This is a genomic window from Paraglaciecola sp. 25GB23A (assembly GCF_040012495.1).
Taxonomy (GTDB): domain Bacteria; phylum Pseudomonadota; class Gammaproteobacteria; order Enterobacterales; family Alteromonadaceae; genus Paraglaciecola.
The window spans coordinates 562,977-586,688 of sequence record NZ_JBDYKM010000001.1 but is presented as its reverse complement, the minus strand read 5'-3'; the positions used below and the strand labels follow the sequence as shown (position 1 = coordinate 586,688).

Sequence of the window (23,712 nt, the reverse complement as noted above, 5' to 3'; positions counted from 1 at the left end):
TTGGCACCATTAATTTGTCACAGGTTTGTGATAGAAATAGTCTGAGCATCATGTGGAAATACATCGAGTAATGTCGGACAAAACTGCTGATTGCCTGATGAAGCCATTCTATGTCTTATCAGCAAAAACACTAAAATAGCCATAACAAAGCCACTCAACACCACCCACAATTCTGATTCTAATGCAAAAAATGGCATTAGCCAGCTTGCAAGCATGGCGCCGACTATTAGTCCAAAAAGGGGTAACAAATAGACTTGCAAAGACGCACTCAACAACGTTTCTTCGGGTATGCCTAATTTTACCTTCTGCCCCACTTTTACAGGTAGATCATAGAAGAGTTCGATATTTTGCTTTTTCGGTGTAAAGGCTTTAGCGACCACACTGGTGCCACAATTGGTTTGGACCTGACAAGAGTTACAGGTCGTTTTGATCTCCGTTTCAACCCAAATCTTTTGCATTCCTTTTTCATGCGCTATCGCAACGATGGTGCCAATTTCTTCAATCATTGCTTATTGCACTACTTGGATAGACTTTAAAATCGCATCAGCCGTTACCGCAGGCACCTTTCCTACCACAGTGACACTTACATCACCTATCTGACGAGTCAGTATGGTATTTGACTCGTGACGACCAATTAAATCCTGAGAGGCACTGGCACTAGGTAAGGGCTGCAAATATATGGATACATCCACTAAGCCATCTGACAATAAGATATAGTCAACCACATCACCTGTCATAGGTAAGCGATGGATATCTTGTTTTATAATGTGCATTCCCACTGGTAGATTAGTAATTTTCCAGCGAGGGGGATTGTCGACTTGATTTCGTAAAACCAAGATATCTGGCAACATGGCTTGCTCAATTCGAGCAAAGAAAGGATCGGGTTTTTCACTTACATGAATACCTGTTACTTGAATTTGTTCTAGTAGCTGCCCTTCTAAATTAACCATGTTCATTTTTAGAATTAAGCCACTTTCTTGGTCCAACCAAAGATTCAAGCCAAAACGGCTTTTATCTTTGCTGATGACTCTAATTTGTTGCGCAGAACGACCTGAGACCCGACTTCTTCCCACCAAAACAAATTCGTAACTATCGAATAGTTGTTCAGGATCGTATAGAAGTTCACTTGGAAATGGTCCATTGATGGTGTTTGACTGCAAACTGTAAGGTGGGACGTTAGGTTCAAAGTAACTGACCTTGTTACCAATTCTGACCACTTCGCGCCCTGGGCCATTAAGTAAATTTAATTGCTCTAACTCAACACCGTTATCGTCAATAGCATGGCGCCACAGATAAGGTTGGGAATCTACCCCAGGCTTCAGAACAACTAACGAGATACTATAATTAAGCGACTTAACAGCGCTGGATAGTTTCATTAACCACGCTTCTGCGCTATCTGCAGGATATTGTGAAGTAGAATTTTCTAGAGCGGGGGAAGTATCGCTTTCCTCCTGCGCGTTCCCTACCAAGGGAACAAAAAACAAACTAAGCAGCCCAAGAGATACAGAGGCTGCAAAGCTTTTAGGGAGTTTGTTCAAGGACTTCAGACTGCAAATCACTCTTTTCAACTTGTTGTTCCACATTAGATATTGGGTTCAATTCTACAGATTTTAACTGCATTTGTTGTTGATGGTCAGCAATATATGCATTAATTCTGCGCTTTTGCTCAACCATATCATTTTGCGGCACTGTGCGAGTTTGTTCGAAACTCACTGGTGACAAACCACCTGGAATACCCAGAATAGGCGCGGCTGAACTGAAAGGTTGTTCAACATCAGTTTGATTAAACTGCTGCACACCAATGATCATCGCCACAGCAACCGATGCTGCAATGGCCATTTGGCTGCCTTGTTTAACAAATGGAACCACTGAACTCGCAAGTCGAGTATCACGCCAAGTCTTTTTCGGTGCTAAAATAGCAGGTTCAGACTCAAGTGCCAGTGCAACATTCGCAGCAATATCAAAGTTTAATTGACTTGGTAACTCTTTGCGCAAGCCGTAACGAATAACATGGTACGAGTGCCACTTTTGCTGCAGCTCCTTATCATGTTTCATCGCGGTAATTGTATCATTACCATGCAAGTCAAACTGAGGGTTTTCACCATCAATTAAAGCTGACAAATTTTCAAACTTTTGCGACATACAAATTGTTTCCCGCTCAATGTAAATTAAATATCTAAAATTTTTCTAACCAAAGCTTAATCATTCATAAGCATTGGCTGGATAACTTTATCGAGTGCTTCTCTGGCTCGAAAGATCCTTGATCTTACTGTACCTACAGGACAATCCATGACATTGGCTATATCTTCATAACTCATTCCATCTAACTCACGTAGACTAATCGCCATACGTAAATCTTCAGGCAGCTGTTCTAGCGTATCAAACAACAACTTCTCCATTTGATCAGACATCAAACATTTTTCTGGAGAATTGTTCTCTTTTAGTGCATCACTGCCATCATAAAAATCTGCATCCTCAGCATCAACATCATTGGCTGGTGGTTTTCTACCCTGCGCCACTAAGTAGTTTTTGGCGCTATTTACTGCTATTCGATATAACCAAGTGTAAAATGCGCTGTCGCCTCTAAAGCTTGGTAAGGCTCGATAGGCTTTGATAAACGCTTCCTGCGCTACATCAGCTACATCACCCGAATTTTTTACATAGCGAGAAACTAAATAAGCCACTTTGTGCTGATACTTTACCACCAGCAAACCAAAAGCATTTTTGTCTCCGCGCTGCACTTTTTCAACTATCTGTTGATCTGTGAATTGCTCGCTCATTCGAGCCTTTACTCCTTTACGAATTAATACTGCGACTCATGCAAGCACAAGTATTGACTCTGGCTTGTCATAAAAGTTCGATTTTACCTCATTTTTTTAGCAAAAAATTTGCATACTCGGGAAATTTGTCTATTACACGAGCGTTTTATCAATATTTATTGCCTAAAAACCATGGGAATGATTGTAATTTTTGAGCTGTTAATTAGTATGACTGTCCTTAATACGTTTAACTTCGAGTAGTGTATGCACTCTAGTGTCGAACATCAATGTGATGTGCTTATTATTGGGAGTGGTGCTGCAGGACTCAGTCTAGCTCTTAAACTTGCTGAACATTGCCAAGTTATAGTACTTAGTAAAAGTGATATATCTGAAGGATCAACCAAATATGCGCAAGGGGGCATTGCGGCGGTTTTTGATGAAAGCGACTCCATTGACAGCCATGTAGAAGATACCCTTAATGCGGGTGCAGGCTTGTGTAATGAGGACGCTGTTTATTTTACTGCCTCTAGAGCTAAGGCCTGTATGCAATGGCTGATTAAGTTTGGTATGCCCTTCGATCAAATAGCCAATAAAGAACACGATACAGCAAGCATCGAAACCCGTTTTCACCTAACACGAGAAGGTGGCCATAGTCATCGACGCATCCTGCATTCTGCTGATGCGACGGGGGCCGCTGTGCAGCTTACCTTAGTGGAAGCAGTCAAACACCACCCCAACATTCATTTGTTTCAACGTTATAACGCTATCGATCTGATCAAAAGTAGTAGCAACAAAAGCACCATCATTGGCGCTTACGTATGGAATCGAAAAAGAGAAAGCGTCGAGGTTATTCGCAGCCGTTTTGTGGCTTTAGCCACTGGAGGTGCGAGCAAGGTGTATCAGTATACATCCAACCCAGACGTATCAAGTGGCGATGGAATTGCCATGGCGTGGCGGGCAGGATGCCGAGTTGCCAACATGGAGTTCAATCAATTTCACCCGACATGTCTTTATCATCCAGAAGCACGCAATTTCTTGATAACTGAGGCCTTGAGAGGCGAAGGGGCTAAATTATGTCACGCAGACGGCACCCCTTTTATGCATCGCTTTGATGAAAGAGGTGATTTAGCGCCCCGCGACATTGTCGCCAGAGCAATAGATTTCGAAATGAAAAGACTGGGTGCTGACTGCATGTATTTAGATATTAGCCACAAATCCAGTGATTTTATCGTGCAACACTTCCCCAATATTTACCGTAAATGTCGTTCTTTAGGCATTGATATTACCCAACAAGCAATACCGGTTGTGCCTGCGGCTCATTATAGCTGTGGCGGCGTGGTTACTGATTTTGATGCCAAGACCGATTTGGATAATTTATATGCCATAGGTGAAGTCGCCTATACTGGCCTACATGGCGCGAACCGTATGGCCAGTAATTCGTTGTTAGAGTGTATTGTTTTTGCGCATGCTGCCGCTGACCACATATTGCAACGTCTGACTGAAACCCTAGAGATAGAACCCATTAACTCATGGGATGAAAGTCAGGTTAGTAACTCTGATGAAGAAGTTATTATTCAACATAACTGGCATGAACTAAGATTATTTATGTGGGATTATGTCGGTATTGTCAGAACTAATAAACGTCTAGAGCGAGCCCAACATCGAATTGCTTTATTAAAACAAGAAGTGGACGAATATTACTCTCACTTTATAGTGAGCAACAATCTGTTAGAACTGCGTAACCTTCTGACTGTGGCAGACTTAATTGTTCGTTGCGCGCAAGCCAGAAAAGAAAGTCGCGGTCTTCATTATAATATTGATTACCCACAATTATTAGAAAATCCGGGCCCCACTATTATAGCGGGAAAATCCAGTTAATCTTAACGCCTAACGGGCTGGGCCACTATAATCATTCACCTAGAATAGTAATCTGCCTGACATATGTTCAACAGGCAGATTATTGTTGTCACTTATGACCTTGAATTCAAAACCTTTATAATTTTGCGCCTGTTCAACTAATTGCTTGTGAAAGCGCACAACATTGGGCAAATAAAGCGGTTTTTTAAATTCAACCTCGCAACTAAATGGCGATGTAAATATAGCATCTTGTTGATTGCATAAGGCAGAAATTATCCGAGATTTGAGCCACATTCCATGAATAATATGCCGTTTGAAACCGAATAACTTTGCACTAAGTCGATGTAAGTGAATGGGATTATAGTCCGCAGAGCAACGTGCATATTGTCTGCCTAGTGCACTGCTTAGTGACCAGAGCTGACTTTGCGGAGTTGCTAAAAATACTGGCTCAGCAGTGACAGTGCGTGTCGGTTTATTCTGCCTAATTTCCCGTTTTAAATATTGATGCTGCGCACTCAGCACACAAACATTATCTACATAAAATGTACTATTGATGGTAAATGAAACACCAGCATCTTGTTTTACCAACTCGCCAAATTTGCAACAGATATCAACTTTGTCATTTATCCTCACCGGCTTGCTTTGCTCGATTTTATTGTGAACATGCACTAGTCCAATGATAGAAAAAGGAAATGACTGTTGTAACATCAGTTTTAGTTGTATGGGAAAAGCCAAGGTATGCAAATAGCCAGGGTGCAGAATGCTTGGCTGTTGCCAATCAACTGTATGATTAAAAGAAGCCATATGGTTTGCATCAAATTTTACATTTTTTAGCCAAATAGAGGTATCTGGTAGAGAAGTACCGAGTTGATAGCCGATATTTTTTTTACATAATATTCGAGGGATTAACCCGATGAATTTGGGTGACTTAGCTAAATACTGAGCATTGACTTCAGACATAATTGTTTATTGTTTACTCTGTTGTTGAAATAGGATGGCACGACAAATCCGCCTATAATCCAACTCACTCACTTGGTCTTTGTATACAACTCGCCAATGTGCTTGCTGCGGATTAATCGGCGAAACGAGGTGTATCCACAAAAACCAAGGTGAAATTCTAGACTTAAGACTAATCCTCCAATGAGATTGAGCAATAGGGCTTAGTTCATGCCACTCGCCATCTGAACTCAAGTCCACTGTTAGCGGTTGAGACTTTACATGCTCATGCAGACTAGTCAGCGCGAGCCATAAAATAATTAAAGAAAAAAGAGTTTGGATCAGCCATTGAAAAGGCACTATATGGCTTTGCCAATGAAAAGGGGAAACCAAAACTACGCCCCAAAACAATAACTGTATAGTGACTTTATACTTCGATGGTACTAACGCAATTCTATACTTTGACACGTTGCAGAATGTGCTCAATCATTGCTTTTATTTCTTTGTCCTCACAGGGTAAGTGGCCCATAAACCATGCATATAAATCTGGATCATCACAAGTAAGAAGACGCTCAAAGATAAGTTGATGCTTTTCATCAAGGTCGGCAAAGCCATTTTCAACAAATGGCATAAACAATACATCTAGTTCCAACATTCCACGGCGACAGGCCCATTTCAAGCGTCCCAATCGTTGTTTATCAAACATTTTTATTCCTCATTTTTATTTGGCTCATATATTTTATTTCATTGAAAAATTAGCAGCATGATACCATTAATACGAAACAAGACATTAATGGATGTATTGAAGCATTAAGATCCCAATTCTTGCAAACGAAACTCATTAACTTCAACAACATAGAGATAAATATGCTCCCTAGCGATTTCTACACAGACTTATCTGATAAAGGCGTGATTCAACTCTCTGGACCAGAAAGACAAAAATATCTACAAGGACAAATTACCGCCGACGTAAATGCATTAACCGGTAATAATGCTTTATTGGCTTGTCATTGCGACTTTAAAGGAAAAACGTGGAGTGTAAGTTATCTGATGAGTTGGCAAGAACAACTTTTACTATTAACACACCAATCCGTTATGGAAAAGTCTTTAGGCGAACTTAAAAAATACGGTGTTTTTGCCAAAGTAGATATTGTTGATGCCAGCAAAGATTGGCGGGTGACTGCGGGTTTAGGCAAGGCGATTGAAGCAGAGATTATTAGAGTATTTAACCATCTTCCGGAAAAACACCAAGACTACTGTCAAAACGAAAATGGACTGGTTTTGTTGCTAGCAGGATCGACCAAGCGCTACATTATTCTGCAACCTAAAGACGCTCAAAGTATCGTCAACATTGAACCCACAAAAGACGCAGAAAACATCTGGGAAGTGGAAGATATTAAAGCGGGGATCGCTGATATTCGTGCGCAAACATGCAATGAATTTGTGCCGCAAATGATGAATTTACAACAACTTGGGGCGATTAGTTTTTCCAAAGGATGTTACATGGGGCAAGAAGTTGTCGCGCGCACCAAATACTTAGGCAAAAACAAACGAGCAGCTTTTAGATTGCATGCAGATGGCGTAAAATCTGCGCATGTTGGAGACAAGCTTGAGCGTCAATTAGGCGAAAACTGGCGGCCTGCAGGTACCATCTTGCGCAGCGCCACCACTAAAGAACAAACATGGCTACTTGCCACTTTAGCCTCAGATACTGAGATTGGCAGCGTTATGCGAGTTAAAGATGCTCCGGAATCGAGTTTTACTGTTCTCCCACAACCATACGAATTAACCTAATATTTATTAGCTTAAGGTAACTCATGCTTTTGATGCTTAGCCAAGTATCAGCACAGACTAAATTTGGACAATGATGAAAATTACACACGAAACAGTTGCGACCATCCACTTCACTGTTTGTACCCAAGATGGGACACAAATCGACACTTCACGCACAGGCAAACCCATGGACTACTTGCAGGGTAGTCACTATTTGATTCAGGGTTTAGAAAACGAATTGGAAGGTAAACAAGCCGGTGATAAATTTATTATTGATGTGGAACCAGAGCTGGCCTACGGTGAACGCCATGACGCCTTGGTACAAGTTGTACCGAAATCAATGTTTGCTGATATAGATGTCAACCCAGGTATGACCTTTCGCGCCACCACCGATGACGGTGAACAATCTGTGATGGTAATAGATGTGACCGAGGATGAAGTTGTGGTTGATGGTAATCATCCCTTATCGGGGCTAACCCTTAATTTTGATGTTGAAGTACTTGGAGTTAGAGTTGCCACTGAAGAGGAAATTGCTCATGGTCACCCTCACTCAGAAGATGGCTGTGGCCATAGTCACTAAGTCATTTCAAGATTGAACACAAAGATATTTGAGATGGTTAATAGCTTAATTAGCCATCTCAATATTGAAGCTTATTTTTCAACGGTCTGCTCAATATCGTGCTCATCAACAATAGATGAGTACTCTTCTGTGATCTGCTCGCCAATATCATCAATATTTAAGCTAGGGTCATCAATACAACCCTCTAACATGGCAAATGCCTCCAGAAAATATTGACTCATTATTTCTAAACTTGGAATATTTTTATTACAACACACAAGTCCAATATTGGCCTTGCCGGCGTAACTCACCATAGTAATATTTACTCCACCACCGGGTGTCATGGCTGATATGGGATAACTTGCCAACAACTTACTATCTTTAAAATATAAGGTGTTTGGTGGTCCTGGTAAATTAGACACTAAAATATTAGCGATGGGTTTAACCCAGTCAGATAAATGTAATAGCTCAAAAAGCATCGAATAAGATTGGATCAGTATCGTGTAATAACTAAACGCCATGGGATGAGAGACTCGCGCAGCGCGTTTAACGACACGATGATTTTCAATTATCTGGCGCAAGCGTAAATAAGGATCATTTTCCCCATGTGCAAGCTTTACTGGCACGATGGCAATTCTATTGCCTGCCGTAGTTTCACCGGGTTTTCTTAAGTTTATCGGCATATTGGTATGCAACGCACGCTTAAAGGTATGCCCATAGTCCTTTAAAAAGCGATGTACACCGATATCAAAAACACACAGCATCACCTCATTAGCTGAAGCACGGACACGGTGACTCAGAGCCTTGATGCGAGCAAAATCAATATCTAAGGTGGATACCACCCGACCCTTTTTAACTTGTCCGGTGAGCACCGTTTTAGTTCCTGAAAATGGTAACGGCATATAGTTTGAGTTAATGCGCAGTAACTTGAGTATCAGGCGAAATATAATCCACACTAAATCTTTAAGGGTAATGAACAAATCCCATAAGCCCAACCCAACTTGCTTAACTACACTTACTTTAACTGTACTACGTGGGCTGCGATCAGCGGCCCAAACCGGTATAAATTCATCCGTTTTTACACTCTCGGTATAACCTGCTTGAAACCAGCGGATCAATGTTGCGCCATCTCCATACATATGATGAACTTTGACATAAATGGCAAACTGCTTACTTTTGTCGTCACTGATTAAGTGGTATTGCCACAGTGGTTTATCTCTTTCTAACCAGGTTTGATGAAGCTCAGCGACAAACTTATGCAAGGCTTGGCGATCATTAATATCTTCAACCACATGCATCTGCACATGATAATCCATGTCCAGTTGGGCAACGGACACTAACTTGAGAGGAAAACCAAGAAAACGGCGGACGACGCAATTAAAAGGGGGTTTAGCATTTGAATGTGCATGTAACTCTTTGAAAAGACGCTGCACATAATCACTATCTGCATCAGCGGGTTTCTGCAATATTTGCAAACTGGCTACATGCTTTGGATTATCCTCAGTTTCGGTGATCCAAAATGTTCTATCTAAAAAGCTAATTTTTTTACTCACAACCTACTTCCTTTTAATGCAAAATAACGACTGCTGCGATCATTGGCTAAACTTGGTGATCACTCAGTTTGTTTATTTTTTAAAGCGAAGACTCTTGGACAAATGCATGATTAGCTAATGCGTCTTGTAAACGCTGCAATTCGCCTTCTGCAATATTTATATGAGGAAGCAGGACAAATAAAATTGCCGACAAACTTTTATATAAATAGCCATCATCATTTAAATCCTGCCCTTTAAGAGCATAATAGTTTACTGCTTGACTAAATACCAAGCCAATAACCTCTACCATATTAGCGCATTGCGCCGGTGTAGCATTGATACTTTTTTGCACAACAAATTGCGCCAGCAACTCTGTTATACAGCGTTCTTGGGCCAGCATTAATTTTGAAAATCCTTTGGCAACACTGGGATATTTATCCGTCAAATCCATCGGATTGCGATACAAGAATCGGAAAATATGATTCTTTTCAATAATTAAATAAAGATAATAAAAAAACTCTTCAATAGTCAAAGCATGGGAATCACTACGCAAAGGCGCTTCTAATATGCTGCGCATTTGCTCTTGATACAACTCAAACAAAGCAGCAACGATGACTTCCTTGCCTTTAAAATGATAATAAAGATTACCGGGGCTGATATCGAGTTCCATCGCGATTTCAACACTGCTCACATTGGTTTCACCTTGCTGATTAAAAATATCCAGTGACGTTACCAATATTCGTTCCGATGTTTTCATTTATCTTTTTCCTTGCTATCAAACTAGTGATTATCCCAGAACTATGCACTACATAAAGACTAAATACAGCTGGATAAAACCCGCTACCATACCCAATAGCGCCCCAGTTACAATCAGTTTCCACTCATCCGCTTCATAAGCCGGTCGTAGCACACCTTCAAACTCTTCAGGTGATAGAGCCTGCATTCGCTCACATAAGTCGTCGCCGATACGTAAAGCTTTATTTGTATATTCATAGGCATAAGCTAGATATTTTTCAGAATCTTCAAATATGCGTTTAACGGCGAGTTGTTTCATTTGGAAATATCGTTCTGAACCAACACCTAAACCAAAGTAAGGTTGGGCCATGGCGACATAACGCTCAATTGCATCATTAACATGCATCTCAATAAGTTCAAGAAGCTGTCCAGAACCTGAACCATGCAGAGCGATTTCCATAATATTTTTTGAGGTCATTAATTTAGATTCGATAATATCTGCATAAACCCGAGATACCTCTTTTTGACGCTTTAAAAACATTCCTTGAAAAGTAATCCCCAAAAACTTTACAGGGTGTTTGGGTTCAAAAATAATTTTTAGAGCGATCCAATTGGTCAAATAACCGACAATTAATCCTCCAGTGGGCAACACCCACCACTGCGGAAAGTAGATCCACGCGACCATTGTTGGCAAGCCAAATAAAAAGCCGAAGTAGGCACCTGATTTTTCAATAAACGGAAACTCTTTGGCGCCGGACTTTAAAAATATCTCATTAATTAATTCTGGTGCATTTACTAACTGTGTTACCACAAGTTCTTTTATATCAACGATTTCTTCAATGTTATGTTTGAAATCACCGACCATTTTACTCACAACGTTGGGAATATCATGTTCCACCCGCGCATAAACCAAATTCTTAGCTTGCACTGGCAAGGACGCCCACAATTGTGGTGCTGCCTCTTGCATTACTTCGTTAACCACTTTACGTATTACTTGTTTTAAGCGCCTTTCAATAGCTTTGGTTAATTCTACTGGATCGATTCGTGCCGCGAGCTCTTGAACACTAAGTAGTTTGCCAAGGACTAATTCTACTTCAATCTCAGCCATCTCCCGACGTTTAGCTGGAATTAAGCCTTGCCACCCTAGAAACGGTTTAATACCAATAAACTCGATAGGATAAAACATCATCTTGACCGCAAGAAAATTAGTGAACCAACCAACAAATGCACTAATAATTGGAATAGACAATAACGGTAGATTAGTTAAAAGTTGCTCAAGTAATTGCATATATAGCAAACACGCCTATTCAATAGTAGTCTGAAAAATAATAAGTCTCTAATGAGGCTAACCATTGCATTTAGAATGGTCAATCTAAAATATGAATATTTCGAATTAAACAGGCTTGAGCTCTTAAAACAATTTTATGTTTAAAAACAAAAGATTAGATTGAAGATAAAATATCTAGGCCGCTAAGTTGTTAATAAATTGCTAATTTTGGGTAGCATTTTCTAATTTTTTACGATTATATCCCGCTATTGTAGTAAAAAGAGGCTGACTCATGTCAAACAAAAGGCTTTCTGAACTTCAGAATGTCATCAAACACGCCGCAAATTATCAGGAATATAAACAAGCATGTGAAGAGCATGATGAACTATCAGGGGCGCAAGAATGGAAAGCGCAAGATGCCAGCAGTGATTATGACTATCGACTGATACGTAAGCGAGTACAACGCATAAAACAGGCTAAAGCTCGAGGTGATGCTGCGGGCCTTATGTATATACTGCATGAAGGTCTGCACGGTAACTTAGGTAAAATTGCTGCGCCTGCACTAAATCGTCATGCCAAAATAGGCACAAAACGTTTAATTGAAGAGTTTATTCAACAAGTTTGCGAAGCCCTAGAGTTTATCTATGATGCTGATGAAGACGAAATTGATTTTTATGAAAAATTATCATTTTTTGATGAAACCGCGCATGCCTTTGGACGCACCTGCTTAATGTTAAGTGGTGGGGCAGGCTTGGGATTTTTCCATGGCGGGGTGGTTAAGTCATTGGTAGAAAACGAACTACTGCCTGAAGTGGTCTCCGGAGCCAGCGCTGGGTCAATCATTGCAGCCTTAGTGGGCACTCGCACTGATGCAGAATTAATAAGCTCTTTACAACCAGAGCTTATTTATGAAAAATTCAGAGAATGGCGTTTATGGCAGGGCTTTGGTCAGGAAAGTTTGCTCAGTAGTACCAATCTTGAAAACGCTCTGATTGAATTATTTGATTTAACTACCTTTGAAGAAGCCTACCGACACACTGGACGTCACATGACAGTGACGGTTTCTGCGGCAGATTTGCATCAGTTTTCACGCCTTCTCAATGCTAAAACCTCACCAAATGCCATCATTACTCAAGCAGTAAGGGCGTCTTGTGCCATTCCTTTTATCTTTGAACCGGTACAATTAAAAGCAAAAAATCAAGCTGGTCAGATAGTGCCTTACATTCCTAATCGACGTTTTGCCGATGGCTCTATCATGGCTGACCTGCCTTTCGAACGACTTGCTCGCCTTTATGGCGTTAACCATAGTATTGTCAGTCAAACCAACCCTATTGCTGTGCCGTTTTTGGCGAGAGACAAACGTGACACCACTGGAGTCCTTGGTCTTGCTTTACGTCATTCTGCTAACATTATAAAACTCAACAGTATCTTCGCTTTTGATTTATTAGAAAATGTAATTAGTCATAGTCCAACTAAATTAGGGATCCATAAATTGCGTTCAATCATTGACCAGCAGTATGTGGGCGACATCAATATCTTACCTGAGGCAAATTTTACCAATCTCAAGTATATAGCTGCCAATCCAAGTTTAAAAAGCATTACCCAGCTCATTCATAACGGTGAACGAGCCACCTGGCCACAATTAGACTTAATTAAGCGTAATACTAAGATCAGTAAAACCTTACGTATTTATCTGAAATTATTGAAACAAAGAGAGGCAAAAATTCTGACTAATCCGGTAAAACTCAAGGTGGTTAATCAGTAATATCACTTACGTCAAACACCAGACTGGTTTCGGTAATATTGGTCTGGTGTTGCATAAGGTTTATGTGTAATAAGCAAGTATCGCTAAGAGCATCATTGATTGTTGCTTGCGCTCAAAGCAAGGCTGATTAGCTGTGTGAGTCGCGGGGAAAGGGTCTAGCGTTAATTAAATATCACTCACAGTCGTTTAATTGAGCGGAAATTTAACAGAATTAGAGTGGTATTTGCTTAACCATAATCAAACATGGCGCTTAATAAAAGCACCATATAAAATTTTATTTGTTAATGAGCAAACCTAAGCAAATTGTGTTTATTCAGCGCTCGGTGTACTTGGCTTGCTGGCTGGCTTACTGACTGCCTTGCGTACTCGAGGTTTAGTCACCTTAGTTTCAGCAGGCTCACTTGTTTTTGCAGCTGCCTTGGGCGCTCGAGCTTTTCTCGGAGCAGGCTTTTTCGCTGCCGGTTTAGTCGCTACAGCGGTTGGTGTTTCTTTGTCCACAATAGTGTTAGCAACTGCAGCAGATTTGACCGCAACAGGCTTTTCTTGAGCTTTTTTCTCTAGTGATTTTTGCTGTACTAACTTTGCAACAACATCAATTAAGTTGTCTACTCGGTCAGACAATTTTTCTAACTGCGCATCTCGCTTAGATTGGCCAAAACCAAATTTAGCTAATACCGCTGATATTTTGTCATCCATCATTTTCCCTACCTTCAATTTTGCTTGCAGTTGAGCTTCAACAGATTCACCTTTGATAAGTAAGTTATTGAAAAATGATGTACTTTCTTCGAATAACTGATCTAGTTTTTGCACAACTTTGTCTTTACCGGAATCAACCACACCTACCGATGCCAATACACCATTATGGGCTATTGTTTCAAATGATTGAGTTTTTTTCACTTTGATTCTCCTTTTGAAAATCTGTTCAACGACTCTCAGAGTCGTTGAACAACAAATCGTTACTCATATCCTAAGAATATCTGTAATGACTTTCAGGTAAGTCGATGTTGACTAGCCTTTAGCTGCTAATTTAGCAACTGCATCAGTCAAGGCATCTATTTTGGCAGATAATTCTTCAACTTTCTGATCAGCACTGACTTTATCTAAGCCCAACTTTTTGCGAACGTCTGCTACACGAGTTTCAACATTGGTTTTAACTTGAAACTTGTCTTTTGCTTCAGTTTCAATTTTGGCACCTTTGTCGACTAACTCGTCAAACAACTTTGATGCTTCTGCGCTTAGTTTTTCATAGCGACCTTGGGCTTCATCATAGCTCTTACCATAAGCGCCTAAACCAGCTAACCAGATTTTACGTGCAAATTCTTCAGCGTCAGTTACTTTGCCTTTTAACGTGTCTAATTTAGTCATGGGGTTTTCCTCGTTTGTTTAAGATTGATTGTCTTGACTGGAACTAAGAATAAGACTTTGAATTAGAAATCGCATACTAAATGAACAACTTTTTTTCAAAAAAGTCATATTATTTTGATTTAACAGGAATTATGTTTTTAATTTGGTGCAGAGGGGCGAGGCCAAAACTATTTTTTGGCCTCGGGTTCTAATAAAATAATGTGAACAGTTTAGTCAACTAAACCTTTTGGCATATCGTTGCGCATTTCTTGCCATATTTTGCCACTTTTAATACCGTAAGCTCGGATAACAAGCGGCACTTGTTTGTAATCACCGGCTTGTGCAAGCTCTAGCAATTGATGATAGTAAGACGTGGTTAATTCACGAGACTTAGGATTTGAAAAGAAATAGCCACCAATTCGAGAATATAATCCCTTAAAACCATTCATCATAAGCACATAAACAGGGTTGCCCGATGCATTAGCTAAATCATGTGCCAATTGATAGTCATTTTTAGCGAACTCAATGCCATTATCTGGCGAATCACAATATTTCTGCATAATTTCAATGGCTTTTTGCTGATTATTACGAATCGCGCCACGAATAAATACCGCACTTAAGTTCGTTCTTGCTGCCAACAAATTATCCACTAACTCAGGAATGCCCTCTTCATCGAGTCGTGCAAGCGTCTCAAGAATATTTAACCCAGAGGTTTCCCAGAAATTATTCACTTTGGTCGGCTTACCATGTTGGATGGTTAACCACCCATCGCGAGCTAATCTTTGCAATACTTCGCGGAGTGTAGTGCGAGTAACACCTATAAGTTCAGACAGTTCACGTTCTGCAGGTAAAATAGTGCCAGGCGGAAACCGACCACTCCAGATTGATTCAACAATGTATTCTTCAGCAAAACCAGCTGGGCTTTGGGCCTTATAAATCATGTATTACTCGCTTGGGTGAATTTGTTATTATTTTTGTTAACTGATTGTACCAGATGATTTTTAATCGGAACAATTAAACTTTGCAGCTCATTTACAGTTATTATTTTAAGTAAGACCTTATCCGGTAAAGGTCTGTTAATTTAAATCGCATAATAGTATGTAAGCTTTAGATTTACCTTGCTTTTTTACGTTACACTATTTAAAACAGTTATATAATAATTCCAAGTCTCAACAAGGACCTCAACTTATGCAAATGTCGATACCTCGGGCTGTTGCCGCCAATTTTTTAGGTAAAGCACCAAATTGGTACAAACAAGCAATTGTGGCTTTTCTCGTTATCAATCCACTATTATTTATGCTGGACCCTTTTATCGCCGGTTGGGCCTTAGTCGCAGAGTTCATTTTTACTCTAGCCATGGCATTAAAATGTTACCCCCTGCAACCAGGAGGCATATTGCTCATCCAGGCCTTATTCATAGGCATGACAACACCAGAACATATGAAACATGAAATGGTGGTCAACGTCGAAGTAATTCTGTTACTGGTGTTTATGGTGGCAGGCATTTACTTTATGAAAGGCTTGTTGTTGTATTTGTTTACCAAGTTGCTTCTTAGGTTAAAAAACAAAATCACCTTGTCCATCGCCTTCGCTGCGGCTTGTGCATTCTTATCTGCATTCTTAGACGCATTAACTGTGGTAGCCGTCATCATGACAGTCGCCATGGGGTTCTATTCTATTTATCACAAAGTAGCATCTGGTAAAGATTTCCATTCAGATCATGATCATTCTAAAGATGAAGAGTTGCCCCACCCCAGTCGCCAAGATTTAGAAGATTTTAGAGCGTTTTTAAGAAATCTTATGATGCATGCTGCTATCGGTACAGCCTTAGGTGGTGTAATGACCATGGTGGGTGAACCCCAGAATTTGATAATCGCAGATAAAGCCGGTTGGAATTTTGTAGAATTCTTTATCCGTATGTCACCTGTCACTGTTCCAGTTTTTATCGCTGGTTTATTGACGACTTATACTGTTGAAAAATTTAAATTATTTACTTACGGTGCACAATTGTCCCCCGTAGTTCGTGACATATTAACCAGTTACAGCAAAAATGTAGATGAAAATTTAACCACTCAAGACAAGGTCAAATTGAGTGTGCAAGGTCTAATTGCCGTTTGGTTAATTATTGGACTAGCTGGTCACTTTGCAGCTGTAGGGCTTATCGGCTTATCAATTATTGTATTAGCGACCTCAATGAGCGGCATAATTGACGAACATTCCATTGGAAAAGCATTTGAAGAGTCACTGCCTTTTACTGCACTGCTGTGTGTATTTTTTGGTATCGTGGCTGTCATCATTGATCAAGGTCTGTTCACACCCGTCATCGATTGGGTGCTCAGTTACGAAGGTAAAACACAGTTAGTTTTGTTTTATTTAGCCAATGGTTTGTTATCAATGGTCAGTGATAATGTCTTCGTAGGCTCGGTATATATTACTGAAGTATCTGCAGCCTTGAAAAGTGGTGCTATTAGCCGTGACCAATTTGATATGTTGGCAGTAGCAATCAACACAGGCACTAACTTACCCAGTGTCGCGACACCGAATGGACAAGCGGCCTTCTTATTCTTACTCACTTCTGCAATCGCTCCGCTACTGCGCCTTTCCTACGGCACCATGGTATATATGGCATTGCCCTACACCATTGTGCTAACCCTTGTGGGTTTGGCGAGTGTTTATTTTGGATTAGAAGACCTTACTGCTTGGTTATACAGTGTGCATTTAATTGAACATCATTCGGCAGCTGCCGCGGCTGCATCAGCTATACCGGTAGCTCATTAGGCATAAAAGGATAAGTTACAGTGATTAATTTTCTTGCGAATCTTGGCCGTCAACCGGTCGCTTGGGTATTGTTATTTTTATCAGCCCTAACATTAGAAATAGCGGCATTATATTTCCAATATGTGCTGGAATTACGCCCTTGCATAATGTGTATTTATCAACGCACGGCTGTCTTTGGTATTTTGTTTTCGGCTTGCCTACCGCTGATTAGTAATAATATTCTTACTCGCCTGCTCGCTTACATAGGCGTAGGGGTTTCAGCGGTTTGGGGCTTAGTGATCGCACTCGAACATGTCGAAATTCAAACAGCTAAATCACTTTTTGCTATATGTGAGATAGTACCCAACTTTCCAACTTGGGCACCCCTACACGAATGGATGCCTAGTATATTTGCTGCTACAGGGGACTGTGGTGACATCAATTGGTCTTTTGTCGGTATGTCCATGCCACAATGGATGATAGTCATCTTCGCGATCTATACAGGGGTACTTGCCTTAGTACTAATGAGTAAAATGATAAATAAAAAAGCGCGATAAGCGCTTTTTTACATTTTAGCCAGTAACTAAGCTTTACTGCGGATAAATGCCGATATTCGATATCCAAAGGACAACTTAGTTAATCTAAGTCCTGCAATGGCCATAAAGCAATATAGTCTTCAAAGTCGTCTAAATTGACATCGTGATCTGCAACCGTTTTACCTCTGACTGACATGCCTGCTAGATGCATAGCGGTCTTTTTGCCTTTGTTGAGCAAGGGGTGCCAAGACGCTAGGCCGCGTCCTTCTTGTAAGCGACGATAACTACAACTTGCCGGCATAAAGAAGATGTCTTGTAAGTTTTCTTTGGTTAATTTAACACACTCAGGCACTAATTTTGTTCGCTGACTGTATTGCGTGCATGCACAGGTTTTAGTATTCAATAAACCACAGGCAATATTGGTGTAATGTACTTGTTCATTATCCTTAATTTTGTCAGTCACAACCGCTTCATCAACACTATCATCATCAATAAATTTATGTAGGCAACACTTAGCGCAACCATCACAAACCCCTTCCCATTCGTCTTGAGTCATTTGCTCAAGGGTTTTTACTTCCCAATATGGTAGGCTCATTTATTAAATAACAACCACATCATGGCATCACTGCGATTATCGAAGTTTTTAATCGGTAACTCATATTTTGCCGCCATTTCACCTACTAAGTTTTGATTGTTATCTTGCGGATTAATAATGCGTGCAATTCTAATGTCATTACACCAGTCTTCTTCGCTCATGATCATCAACAACCTCGTCATGTTCATTGTCGAGTAAGTTAGAATCAGTTGAGTAACGTCAAGCACCACACTTTTCACTTGATTTTTACCGGCTAACTTAACAATATTTTTTAACATACGTTCAATATCTAACACTTTAGATACTGAGCCTATAGCCTCACAAATGAGGATTTTATTGGGTACATCTACCTCATAGGTAAAAGAAAAATTCACAGTTTAATTAACCTTAGTGGAAAGCTGAAAAAAGTGTTGGAAACTAATATCAAGAATGTCATTTTGATGTAAAGCTGCCACACCCTGTGGAGTGCCCGTTAGTACAATATCTCCAGGCAGCAAGGTAAATATCTGAGAAATTTCACTTAATAATGCATTAATACTAAAAATCATATCCCCACTATTACCATACTGGCGTTGTTGACCATTTACTTTTAATTCAAAGTTCAAATTATCATGATTGTCGATAGCTGACTTTTCTACAAAAGGTGACACAGGACAGCTGCCATCAAAACCCTTGGCTCTTTCCCATGGATGTCCCTGTTTTTTCAATTGAGCTTGCACATCTCTTAACGTTAAATCCAGAGCTAAGCCGTATCCCCAAATAGCGTCAGCCACTTCGTTCTGTGAAGCACCCTTGAGTGGCTTTGCTATAAGTACAGCCAATTCAAGTTCATTATGACACTCCCCCTGCCCTTGTGGGATATCTATATTTTTACTTAGGTATATTAAACTTGTAGATGGCTTAATAAATAGCAAGGGGACATCCGGCACCTCATTCTTCAACTCTTTAATATGCATCAGATAATTGCGCCCAACACATACAACCTTACCCGCAGGCAAGGGAATTTTTTGCCCTGATAAGCTTATATGCTGGTATTGATATTCCTCAGGAACTGACAAGTCTCAACTTCCTTTTTTAATTCTGTCTGATAAATACCCAATAGCGGTACCAAAATAACTCGAGCGGTTCCATTTCATTAAGGTATTGAAATTTTCATACACCAAGTATATACGTCCATCTGGACCGTCAGGAGCAATAAGGGAAGCCATAAGATCAAGCGCAGGCAAATCCTCTCCATCATAACGCCGCACCCCCAATGCTTGCCAATTCAGTAAAGTCTTACGATCTAGCTTACCTAGGCCAATCAAGGTCATATCAAATTCTTTAGGTAAGCTTACCTGACGCCCCCACGTCAGGGTATCGTTCCAACCTTCTGATTTTAAAAAGTTGGCAATAGACGCAAACACGTCGGCCGTATTGGCCCAAATATCCTTCTTGCCATCTGCGTCAAAATCCACAGCATAGGCTAAAAACGTCGTTGGCATAAATTGACTTTGCCCCATAGCTCCAGCCCACGATCCTAAAAAATCATCATGACTAACGTGCCCTTGTTCAACGATAGTCAGAGCTGCAAACAATTGTTTTTTAAAGAAATCCTCTCTGCGACCTTCGTAAGCCATAGTTGCTAGAGACGAAATAACTGGATATTTGCCCATGTAGCGCCCAAAGTTACTTTCATTGGCCCACAAGGCAACAACAAAACGTGCTTGAACACCATATTGGCGCTCCACCTGTGCCAAAACCACTTTGTGTTGTTCCATCAACTCTAGTGCCTGCTTCACCTTCCAATCAGGTACACGTGTGGCTAGGTACTTGTCCAAGGTTATTTTGCTTTCAGGCTGATTTTTGTCTGCTACAACAGCTTTTTGGTGAAATTGCACATCACTAAATTGTAGTTCAATAAATTCACTTTTAAATCCTTGTTGAACTGCCTCTTTCTTTAGCTGCTGAATATAATCGTCAAAACTTACTTGAGCAGACGCGAGTGACGACAAGGTAATATAAAATATCGACATTAGCCACAGTGTACTTTTAAGCATCATTGTTATGGCCACCTTGTGCAATTAAATGGGTTTTTAGCAGGTTTTCTTGAGGCGGTGGAAGCTGCAAATAATACCCTTTAGTGTTGAGTTCATCGCGTAATTTAGCCACCTCCAATCGGGCTAGTTTTCGTCCCTCTTTCAAAGGCATAATCATAAGAAAAATGGGTAAACCAAAAGTTTGCATAAGAGCCTTTGGCACTTTACTAAAATCATCTCGACCGGGCACATATAAATAGGTCTCATCTTTTCTACTGCTTTTATACACAGCGCACAACATTTAATAGCTCCCTAATTTTCGTTTTTAGTCACATTCTCAGCTAACTTTAACTCATCTACACCCAGTAATTGAGGTAGAAAGTATTCTCGGCGCCAACCACTGATTAAGTCAGGTTCTAATCCCATAGCGCGTAACTCATCGTATTGAAACCAGCACCATGAAATGAGTTGATTAATTTGCTTTTTAGATCCAACTATTTCAATAGGAATTTCAAGTTCTTCCGCCACTTGCTTGCATACTTCACGAATAGCTGTGCTTACTTTTTTAAATTGTGCATATTCGGTCAAGCGCTCCACGCGAGGTGGATAAGTGGTTGAGGGCGCATCTTGGCAACTTTGTATAATCGCTAACATTGCCTCACCATGGATACGAATTTCATGGTGATTGATGCCGGGCACACTGGCTAGTGCGCCTTTATTTGTGGGTTGCTTTTTGGCTACCTCAAGCAAGTTTTGTTCTTTCACTACAAAATTAACCGCTAAATCTCTTTGCCTAGCCGTTTCCATTCGCCATGCGGCCAAACGCTGCAATATCAGCAAGGATTTACCGCTTAACTGCCAATTGTGAGTAATCCCGAGATAAACAGATTCTAAGGGCATAGTGGTTTTTTTCTTGACTGCTAAACCGGCTATTTCTGTATGGATCCACGCTAATTTATTTTGCTCAACCACTTTTGCTTTTAATTCAGGATAAAGTTGATAAAGATATAATACATCGTTAGCCGCATAGGCACATTGTTCAGGCCTTAAAGGACGAGCCAACCAATCCGTACGTGACTCCCCTTTGTCCACAGTCACATTAAGCATAGTCTCTACTAATTTTGCATATCCCAAAGACGTGCCCATACCGACAATACTGGCGGCAAATTGGCTATCAAATATAGGACTGGGCATAATTTTAAAAGCATGCCAAAACGTCTCTAAATCTTCCGAACAGGAGTGCAACACTTTGACTACTTTGGGATTAGTTAGTAGCCCAATCAAACTTGAAAAATCATCTATTTTAAGGGGATCAACCAATACCAACTCATGGCCATCGTATAGTTGAATCAAGCCCAATTGGGGATAAAGGGTGCGAGTTCTAACAAACTCAGTATCGACAGCCAAGGTATCACTCTGACTCGCCTTTGCACAAAACTGCTCTAAGGCGTTTGTATCAGTAATAAAGGTATATTGCATAACATTCCAAAATAGTAAAAAGCCGGCAATAGCCGGCTTTTTACATGATTAATAAAGGTGACACTTACTTATCACGAAGCTCTCTGCGCAGTATCTTACCAACATTAGATTTAGGAAGCTCGTCTCTAAACTCAACTTTTTTCGGTACCTTATAACCGGTTAAGTGTAATCGACAATGCGCGATCAAGTCTTTATCACTTAATGATTCATCTCGTCTAACCACAAATAACTTGACCAGCTCGCCGGTAGCCTCGTTTGGCTGCCCCACTGCGGCAACTTCTACTACACTAGGATGCATCGCAGCGACTTCTTCAATTTCATTTGGAAAAACATTAAATCCAGAAACTAAAATCATATCTTTTTTACGATCAACAATATAAAAGTAGCCATCCTCGTCACAACGAGCGATATCGCCCGTGGCCAACCATCCATCAACAATCATTTCTTCTGTCGCATCTGGACGGTTGAGATACCCCACCATGACTTGAGGACCCTTAACCAGCATTTCACCCGCTTCGCCAATGGCAACTTCTTTACCGTCATCATCAACCAGTTTGATATCTGTTGATGGCACTGGCATACCGATTGAACCTTTATAAGCCTCTATCTGTGGCGGGTTTACAGTTACGGTTGGGCAGCATTCAGTAAGGCCATAACCCTCTAGTAAAATTTTACCGGTCACTTTTTCCCAACGCTCAGCTACCGAACGTTGCACGGCCATTCCACCGCCCAAGGCAAACTTCAACTTACTAAAATCAAGAGCGTCAAACCCAGGAGTATTAAGTAAACCATTAAATAATGTATTAACCCCCGTGATCACAGTAAAGGGATATTTGGCTATTTCTGCTACAAAACCAGGCATGTCTCGAGGATTGGTGATCAACAAATTAGGACAACCAAACTTCACAAAGGTCAAGCAATTGCCTTGTAAAGCAAAAATGTGATAAAGCGGTAAGGCGGTTATCACTAATTCTTTGCCTGGATCGATAATGGTTTCTAGAATATTTGACGTCTGTTCAAGATTGGCCACAATATTTCTGTGGCTTAACATCGCCCCTTTAGAAACCCCTGTTGTACCGCCAGTATATTGTAAAAAAGCTAAGTCTGAACCTTCAACTAGTGGTCTGGTATAGTTTTTCTTGGCTCCACGCTTCAATGCTTGAGTAAAACTCTGAGCCTTGGGTAAAACATATTCAGGCACCAACTTCTTAACGTACTTTACTGCAAAGTTAGTTATTAACTTCTTAACCGGGGAAAGCATGTCACCAAGACTCGTGAGCAATACCGTTTTAACCTCAGTATTTTCGATAACATCACCGAGTGTCTTGGCAAAGTTTTCAACAATCACAATCGCTTGTGCATTTGAGTCTTTTAATTGATGTTGTAATTCTCTTGCAGTGTAAAGTGGATTGACATTTACCACCACCATACCAGCCCGTAATATCCCAAATAAAGCCACCGGATATTGAATAAGATTAGGCATCATAATGGCAACTGCATCACCTTTCTTTAAACCTGAATCCTGAAGGTATGCAGCAAAATTACGGGACAATCTGTCTAGCTCACCGAAGGTGATGCTTTTGCCCATATTGATGTAGCTAATGTTTGACGAAAAGGTCTCAACAGATTGCTCAAAAATATCAACAATGGAAGAATACCGATCCGGGTCAATTTCAACCGGTACTCTGGGATCATAATTTTTTAACCAGATTTTTTCCATTTTGCCTCCAGGCACTTCTTATGTCACTTTTCACCAGCAAGATTGATTAAAGCGAAGATAAATTATTAAGGGGTAAGACC

General features: G+C 40.5%; 26 protein-coding genes. 6 read left to right on the top strand and 20 right to left on the bottom strand.

The genetic code is table 11. The features are described 5' to 3' along the window. Nucleotides 1-17 precede the first annotated feature (17 nt). From ABKW31_RS02530 to rpoE, 4 genes are read right to left on the bottom strand one after another with little or no spacing between them, the layout of a single operon-like run. Nucleotides 18-506, bottom strand: a complete 489-nt coding sequence (locus tag ABKW31_RS02530) for a SoxR reducing system RseC family protein (RefSeq protein ID WP_348614634.1) — start codon at nt 504-506, stop codon at nt 18-20. A 3-nt stretch (nt 507-509) separates the two neighbouring features. Continuing rightward, the gene (locus tag ABKW31_RS02525; protein ID WP_348614633.1) at nt 510-1,538 is read right to left on the bottom strand and encodes a MucB/RseB C-terminal domain-containing protein; all 1,029 of its coding nucleotides are present in this window, start codon (nt 1,536-1,538) and stop codon (nt 510-512) included. Then, complete coding sequence (locus tag ABKW31_RS02520) at nt 1,522-2,142, bottom strand: RseA family anti-sigma factor (protein WP_348614632.1); 621 nt, start codon at nt 2,140-2,142, stop codon at nt 1,522-1,524. The genes ABKW31_RS02525 and ABKW31_RS02520 overlap by 17 nt, the downstream gene beginning before the upstream one ends. Before the next feature lie 56 nt (nt 2,143-2,198). Then, nucleotides 2,199-2,780, bottom strand: coding sequence for an RNA polymerase sigma factor RpoE (rpoE, locus tag ABKW31_RS02515; RefSeq protein WP_348614631.1), 582 nt, complete (start codon nt 2,778-2,780; stop codon nt 2,199-2,201). A gap of 243 nt (nt 2,781-3,023) precedes the next feature. Here rpoE and nadB point away from each other — a divergent pair, with 243 nt between their 5' ends. Then, a complete protein-coding gene (nadB, locus tag ABKW31_RS02510; protein ID WP_348614630.1) occupies nt 3,024-4,637 on the top strand; it encodes an L-aspartate oxidase in 1,614 nt (537 codons plus the stop codon). Nucleotides 4,638-4,676: 39 nt separating this feature from the next. On the opposite strand, the gene ABKW31_RS02505 is transcribed toward nadB, so the two are convergent. The 3 genes from ABKW31_RS02505 to ABKW31_RS02495 are packed head-to-tail and all read right to left on the bottom strand — an operon-like array spanning nt 4,677 to nt 6,258. Continuing rightward, nucleotides 4,677-5,576 carry a MaoC/PaaZ C-terminal domain-containing protein gene (locus tag ABKW31_RS02505; RefSeq protein WP_348614629.1) on the bottom strand — a complete coding sequence of 300 codons (900 nt, stop codon included), beginning with the start codon at nt 5,574-5,576 and terminating at the stop codon, nt 4,677-4,679. A 6-nt stretch (nt 5,577-5,582) separates the two neighbouring features. Then, entirely contained in the window at nt 5,583-6,020 is a 438-nt protein-coding gene (locus ABKW31_RS02500) for a protein YgfX (protein WP_348614628.1), read from the bottom strand. Beyond that, nucleotides 6,007-6,258, bottom strand: a complete 252-nt coding sequence (locus ABKW31_RS02495) for a succinate dehydrogenase assembly factor 2 (protein ID WP_348614627.1) — start codon at nt 6,256-6,258, stop codon at nt 6,007-6,009. The genes ABKW31_RS02500 and ABKW31_RS02495 overlap by 14 nt, the downstream gene beginning before the upstream one ends. Before the next feature lie 161 nt (nt 6,259-6,419). Between ABKW31_RS02495 and ygfZ the strand changes: the two genes are divergently transcribed. Together ygfZ and ABKW31_RS02485 are read left to right on the top strand one after the other, a co-directional pair. Continuing rightward, nucleotides 6,420-7,346 (top strand): tRNA-modifying protein YgfZ, encoded by a 927-nt coding sequence (gene ygfZ, locus ABKW31_RS02490; RefSeq protein ID WP_348614626.1) that lies wholly within the window; start codon nt 6,420-6,422, stop codon nt 7,344-7,346. Between the two features lie 73 nt (nt 7,347-7,419). After that, nucleotides 7,420-7,905, top strand: a complete 486-nt coding sequence (locus ABKW31_RS02485; protein WP_348615180.1) for a peptidylprolyl isomerase — start codon at nt 7,420-7,422, stop codon at nt 7,903-7,905. Nucleotides 7,906-7,976: 71 nt separating this feature from the next. Here ABKW31_RS02485 and ABKW31_RS02480 read toward each other — a convergent pair whose 3' ends face one another. The 3 genes from ABKW31_RS02480 to ABKW31_RS02470 all read right to left on the bottom strand — a co-directional run bounded on the left by ABKW31_RS02480 (nt 7,977) and on the right by ABKW31_RS02470 (nt 11,439). Then, a complete protein-coding gene (locus tag ABKW31_RS02480; protein WP_348614625.1) occupies nt 7,977-9,437 on the bottom strand; it encodes a wax ester/triacylglycerol synthase domain-containing protein in 1,461 nt (486 codons plus the stop codon). A gap of 79 nt (nt 9,438-9,516) precedes the next feature. Beyond that, on the bottom strand, nt 9,517-10,173 hold the full coding sequence (locus tag ABKW31_RS02475; protein ID WP_348614624.1) for a TetR/AcrR family transcriptional regulator: 657 nt from the start codon (nt 10,171-10,173) through the stop codon (nt 9,517-9,519). Between the two features lie 48 nt (nt 10,174-10,221). Continuing rightward, nucleotides 10,222-11,439, bottom strand: a complete 1,218-nt coding sequence (locus ABKW31_RS02470; protein WP_348614623.1) for a DUF445 family protein — start codon at nt 11,437-11,439, stop codon at nt 10,222-10,224. 271 nt (nt 11,440-11,710) lie between these two features. Between ABKW31_RS02470 and ABKW31_RS02465 the strand changes: the two genes are divergently transcribed. Next, a complete protein-coding gene (locus ABKW31_RS02465; protein WP_348614622.1) occupies nt 11,711-13,183 on the top strand; it encodes a DUF3336 domain-containing protein in 1,473 nt (490 codons plus the stop codon). A gap of 309 nt (nt 13,184-13,492) precedes the next feature. Here ABKW31_RS02465 and ABKW31_RS02460 read toward each other — a convergent pair whose 3' ends face one another. The 3 genes from ABKW31_RS02460 to fadR form a co-directional block, all read right to left on the bottom strand. Continuing rightward, nucleotides 13,493-14,080: a hypothetical protein gene (locus ABKW31_RS02460; RefSeq protein ID WP_348614621.1), complete on the bottom strand. Its 588-nt coding sequence runs from the start codon at nt 14,078-14,080 to the stop codon at nt 13,493-13,495. A gap of 111 nt (nt 14,081-14,191) precedes the next feature. Next, entirely contained in the window at nt 14,192-14,548 is a 357-nt protein-coding gene (locus tag ABKW31_RS02455; RefSeq protein ID WP_348614620.1) for a hypothetical protein, read from the bottom strand. Between the two features lie 209 nt (nt 14,549-14,757). Then, entirely contained in the window at nt 14,758-15,468 is a 711-nt protein-coding gene (fadR, locus tag ABKW31_RS02450) for a fatty acid metabolism transcriptional regulator FadR (protein ID WP_348614619.1), read from the bottom strand. A 247-nt stretch (nt 15,469-15,715) separates the two neighbouring features. Between fadR and nhaB the strand changes: the two genes are divergently transcribed. Together nhaB and dsbB are read left to right on the top strand one after the other, a co-directional pair. Next, the gene (gene nhaB, locus ABKW31_RS02445) at nt 15,716-17,305 is read left to right on the top strand and encodes a sodium/proton antiporter NhaB (protein ID WP_348614618.1); all 1,590 of its coding nucleotides are present in this window, start codon (nt 15,716-15,718) and stop codon (nt 17,303-17,305) included. A 23-nt stretch (nt 17,306-17,328) separates the two neighbouring features. Beyond that, nucleotides 17,329-17,841, top strand: a complete 513-nt coding sequence (gene dsbB, locus ABKW31_RS02440; RefSeq protein WP_348615179.1) for a disulfide bond formation protein DsbB — start codon at nt 17,329-17,331, stop codon at nt 17,839-17,841. Between the two features lie 79 nt (nt 17,842-17,920). On the opposite strand, the gene ABKW31_RS02435 is transcribed toward dsbB, so the two are convergent. The 7 genes from ABKW31_RS02435 to fadD all read right to left on the bottom strand — a co-directional run bounded on the left by ABKW31_RS02435 (nt 17,921) and on the right by fadD (nt 23,632). Continuing rightward, on the bottom strand, nt 17,921-18,415 hold the full coding sequence (locus tag ABKW31_RS02435) for a YcgN family cysteine cluster protein (protein ID WP_348614617.1): 495 nt from the start codon (nt 18,413-18,415) through the stop codon (nt 17,921-17,923). Then, on the bottom strand, nt 18,412-18,789 hold the full coding sequence (locus tag ABKW31_RS02430) for a hypothetical protein (RefSeq protein ID WP_348614616.1): 378 nt from the start codon (nt 18,787-18,789) through the stop codon (nt 18,412-18,414). Before ABKW31_RS02430 ends, ABKW31_RS02435 begins: the two co-directional genes overlap by 4 nt. Nucleotides 18,790-18,792: 3 nt before the next feature. Further along, nucleotides 18,793-19,473 carry a fumarylacetoacetate hydrolase family protein gene (locus tag ABKW31_RS02425; RefSeq protein ID WP_348614615.1) on the bottom strand — a complete coding sequence of 227 codons (681 nt, stop codon included), beginning with the start codon at nt 19,471-19,473 and terminating at the stop codon, nt 18,793-18,795. Nucleotides 19,474-19,476: 3 nt separating this feature from the next. After that, nucleotides 19,477-20,430 (bottom strand): lytic murein transglycosylase, encoded by a 954-nt coding sequence (locus ABKW31_RS02420; RefSeq protein WP_348615178.1) that lies wholly within the window; start codon nt 20,428-20,430, stop codon nt 19,477-19,479. A 16-nt stretch (nt 20,431-20,446) separates the two neighbouring features. After that, nucleotides 20,447-20,734 carry a YcgL domain-containing protein gene (locus ABKW31_RS02415; protein WP_348614614.1) on the bottom strand — a complete coding sequence of 96 codons (288 nt, stop codon included), beginning with the start codon at nt 20,732-20,734 and terminating at the stop codon, nt 20,447-20,449. Between the two features lie 11 nt (nt 20,735-20,745). Beyond that, complete coding sequence (gene rnd / locus ABKW31_RS02410; protein ID WP_348614613.1) at nt 20,746-21,912, bottom strand: ribonuclease D; 1,167 nt, start codon at nt 21,910-21,912, stop codon at nt 20,746-20,748. A 64-nt stretch (nt 21,913-21,976) separates the two neighbouring features. Then, the gene (gene fadD / locus ABKW31_RS02405; RefSeq protein ID WP_348614612.1) at nt 21,977-23,632 is read right to left on the bottom strand and encodes a long-chain-fatty-acid--CoA ligase FadD; all 1,656 of its coding nucleotides are present in this window, start codon (nt 23,630-23,632) and stop codon (nt 21,977-21,979) included. Nucleotides 23,633-23,712 lie beyond the last annotated feature (80 nt).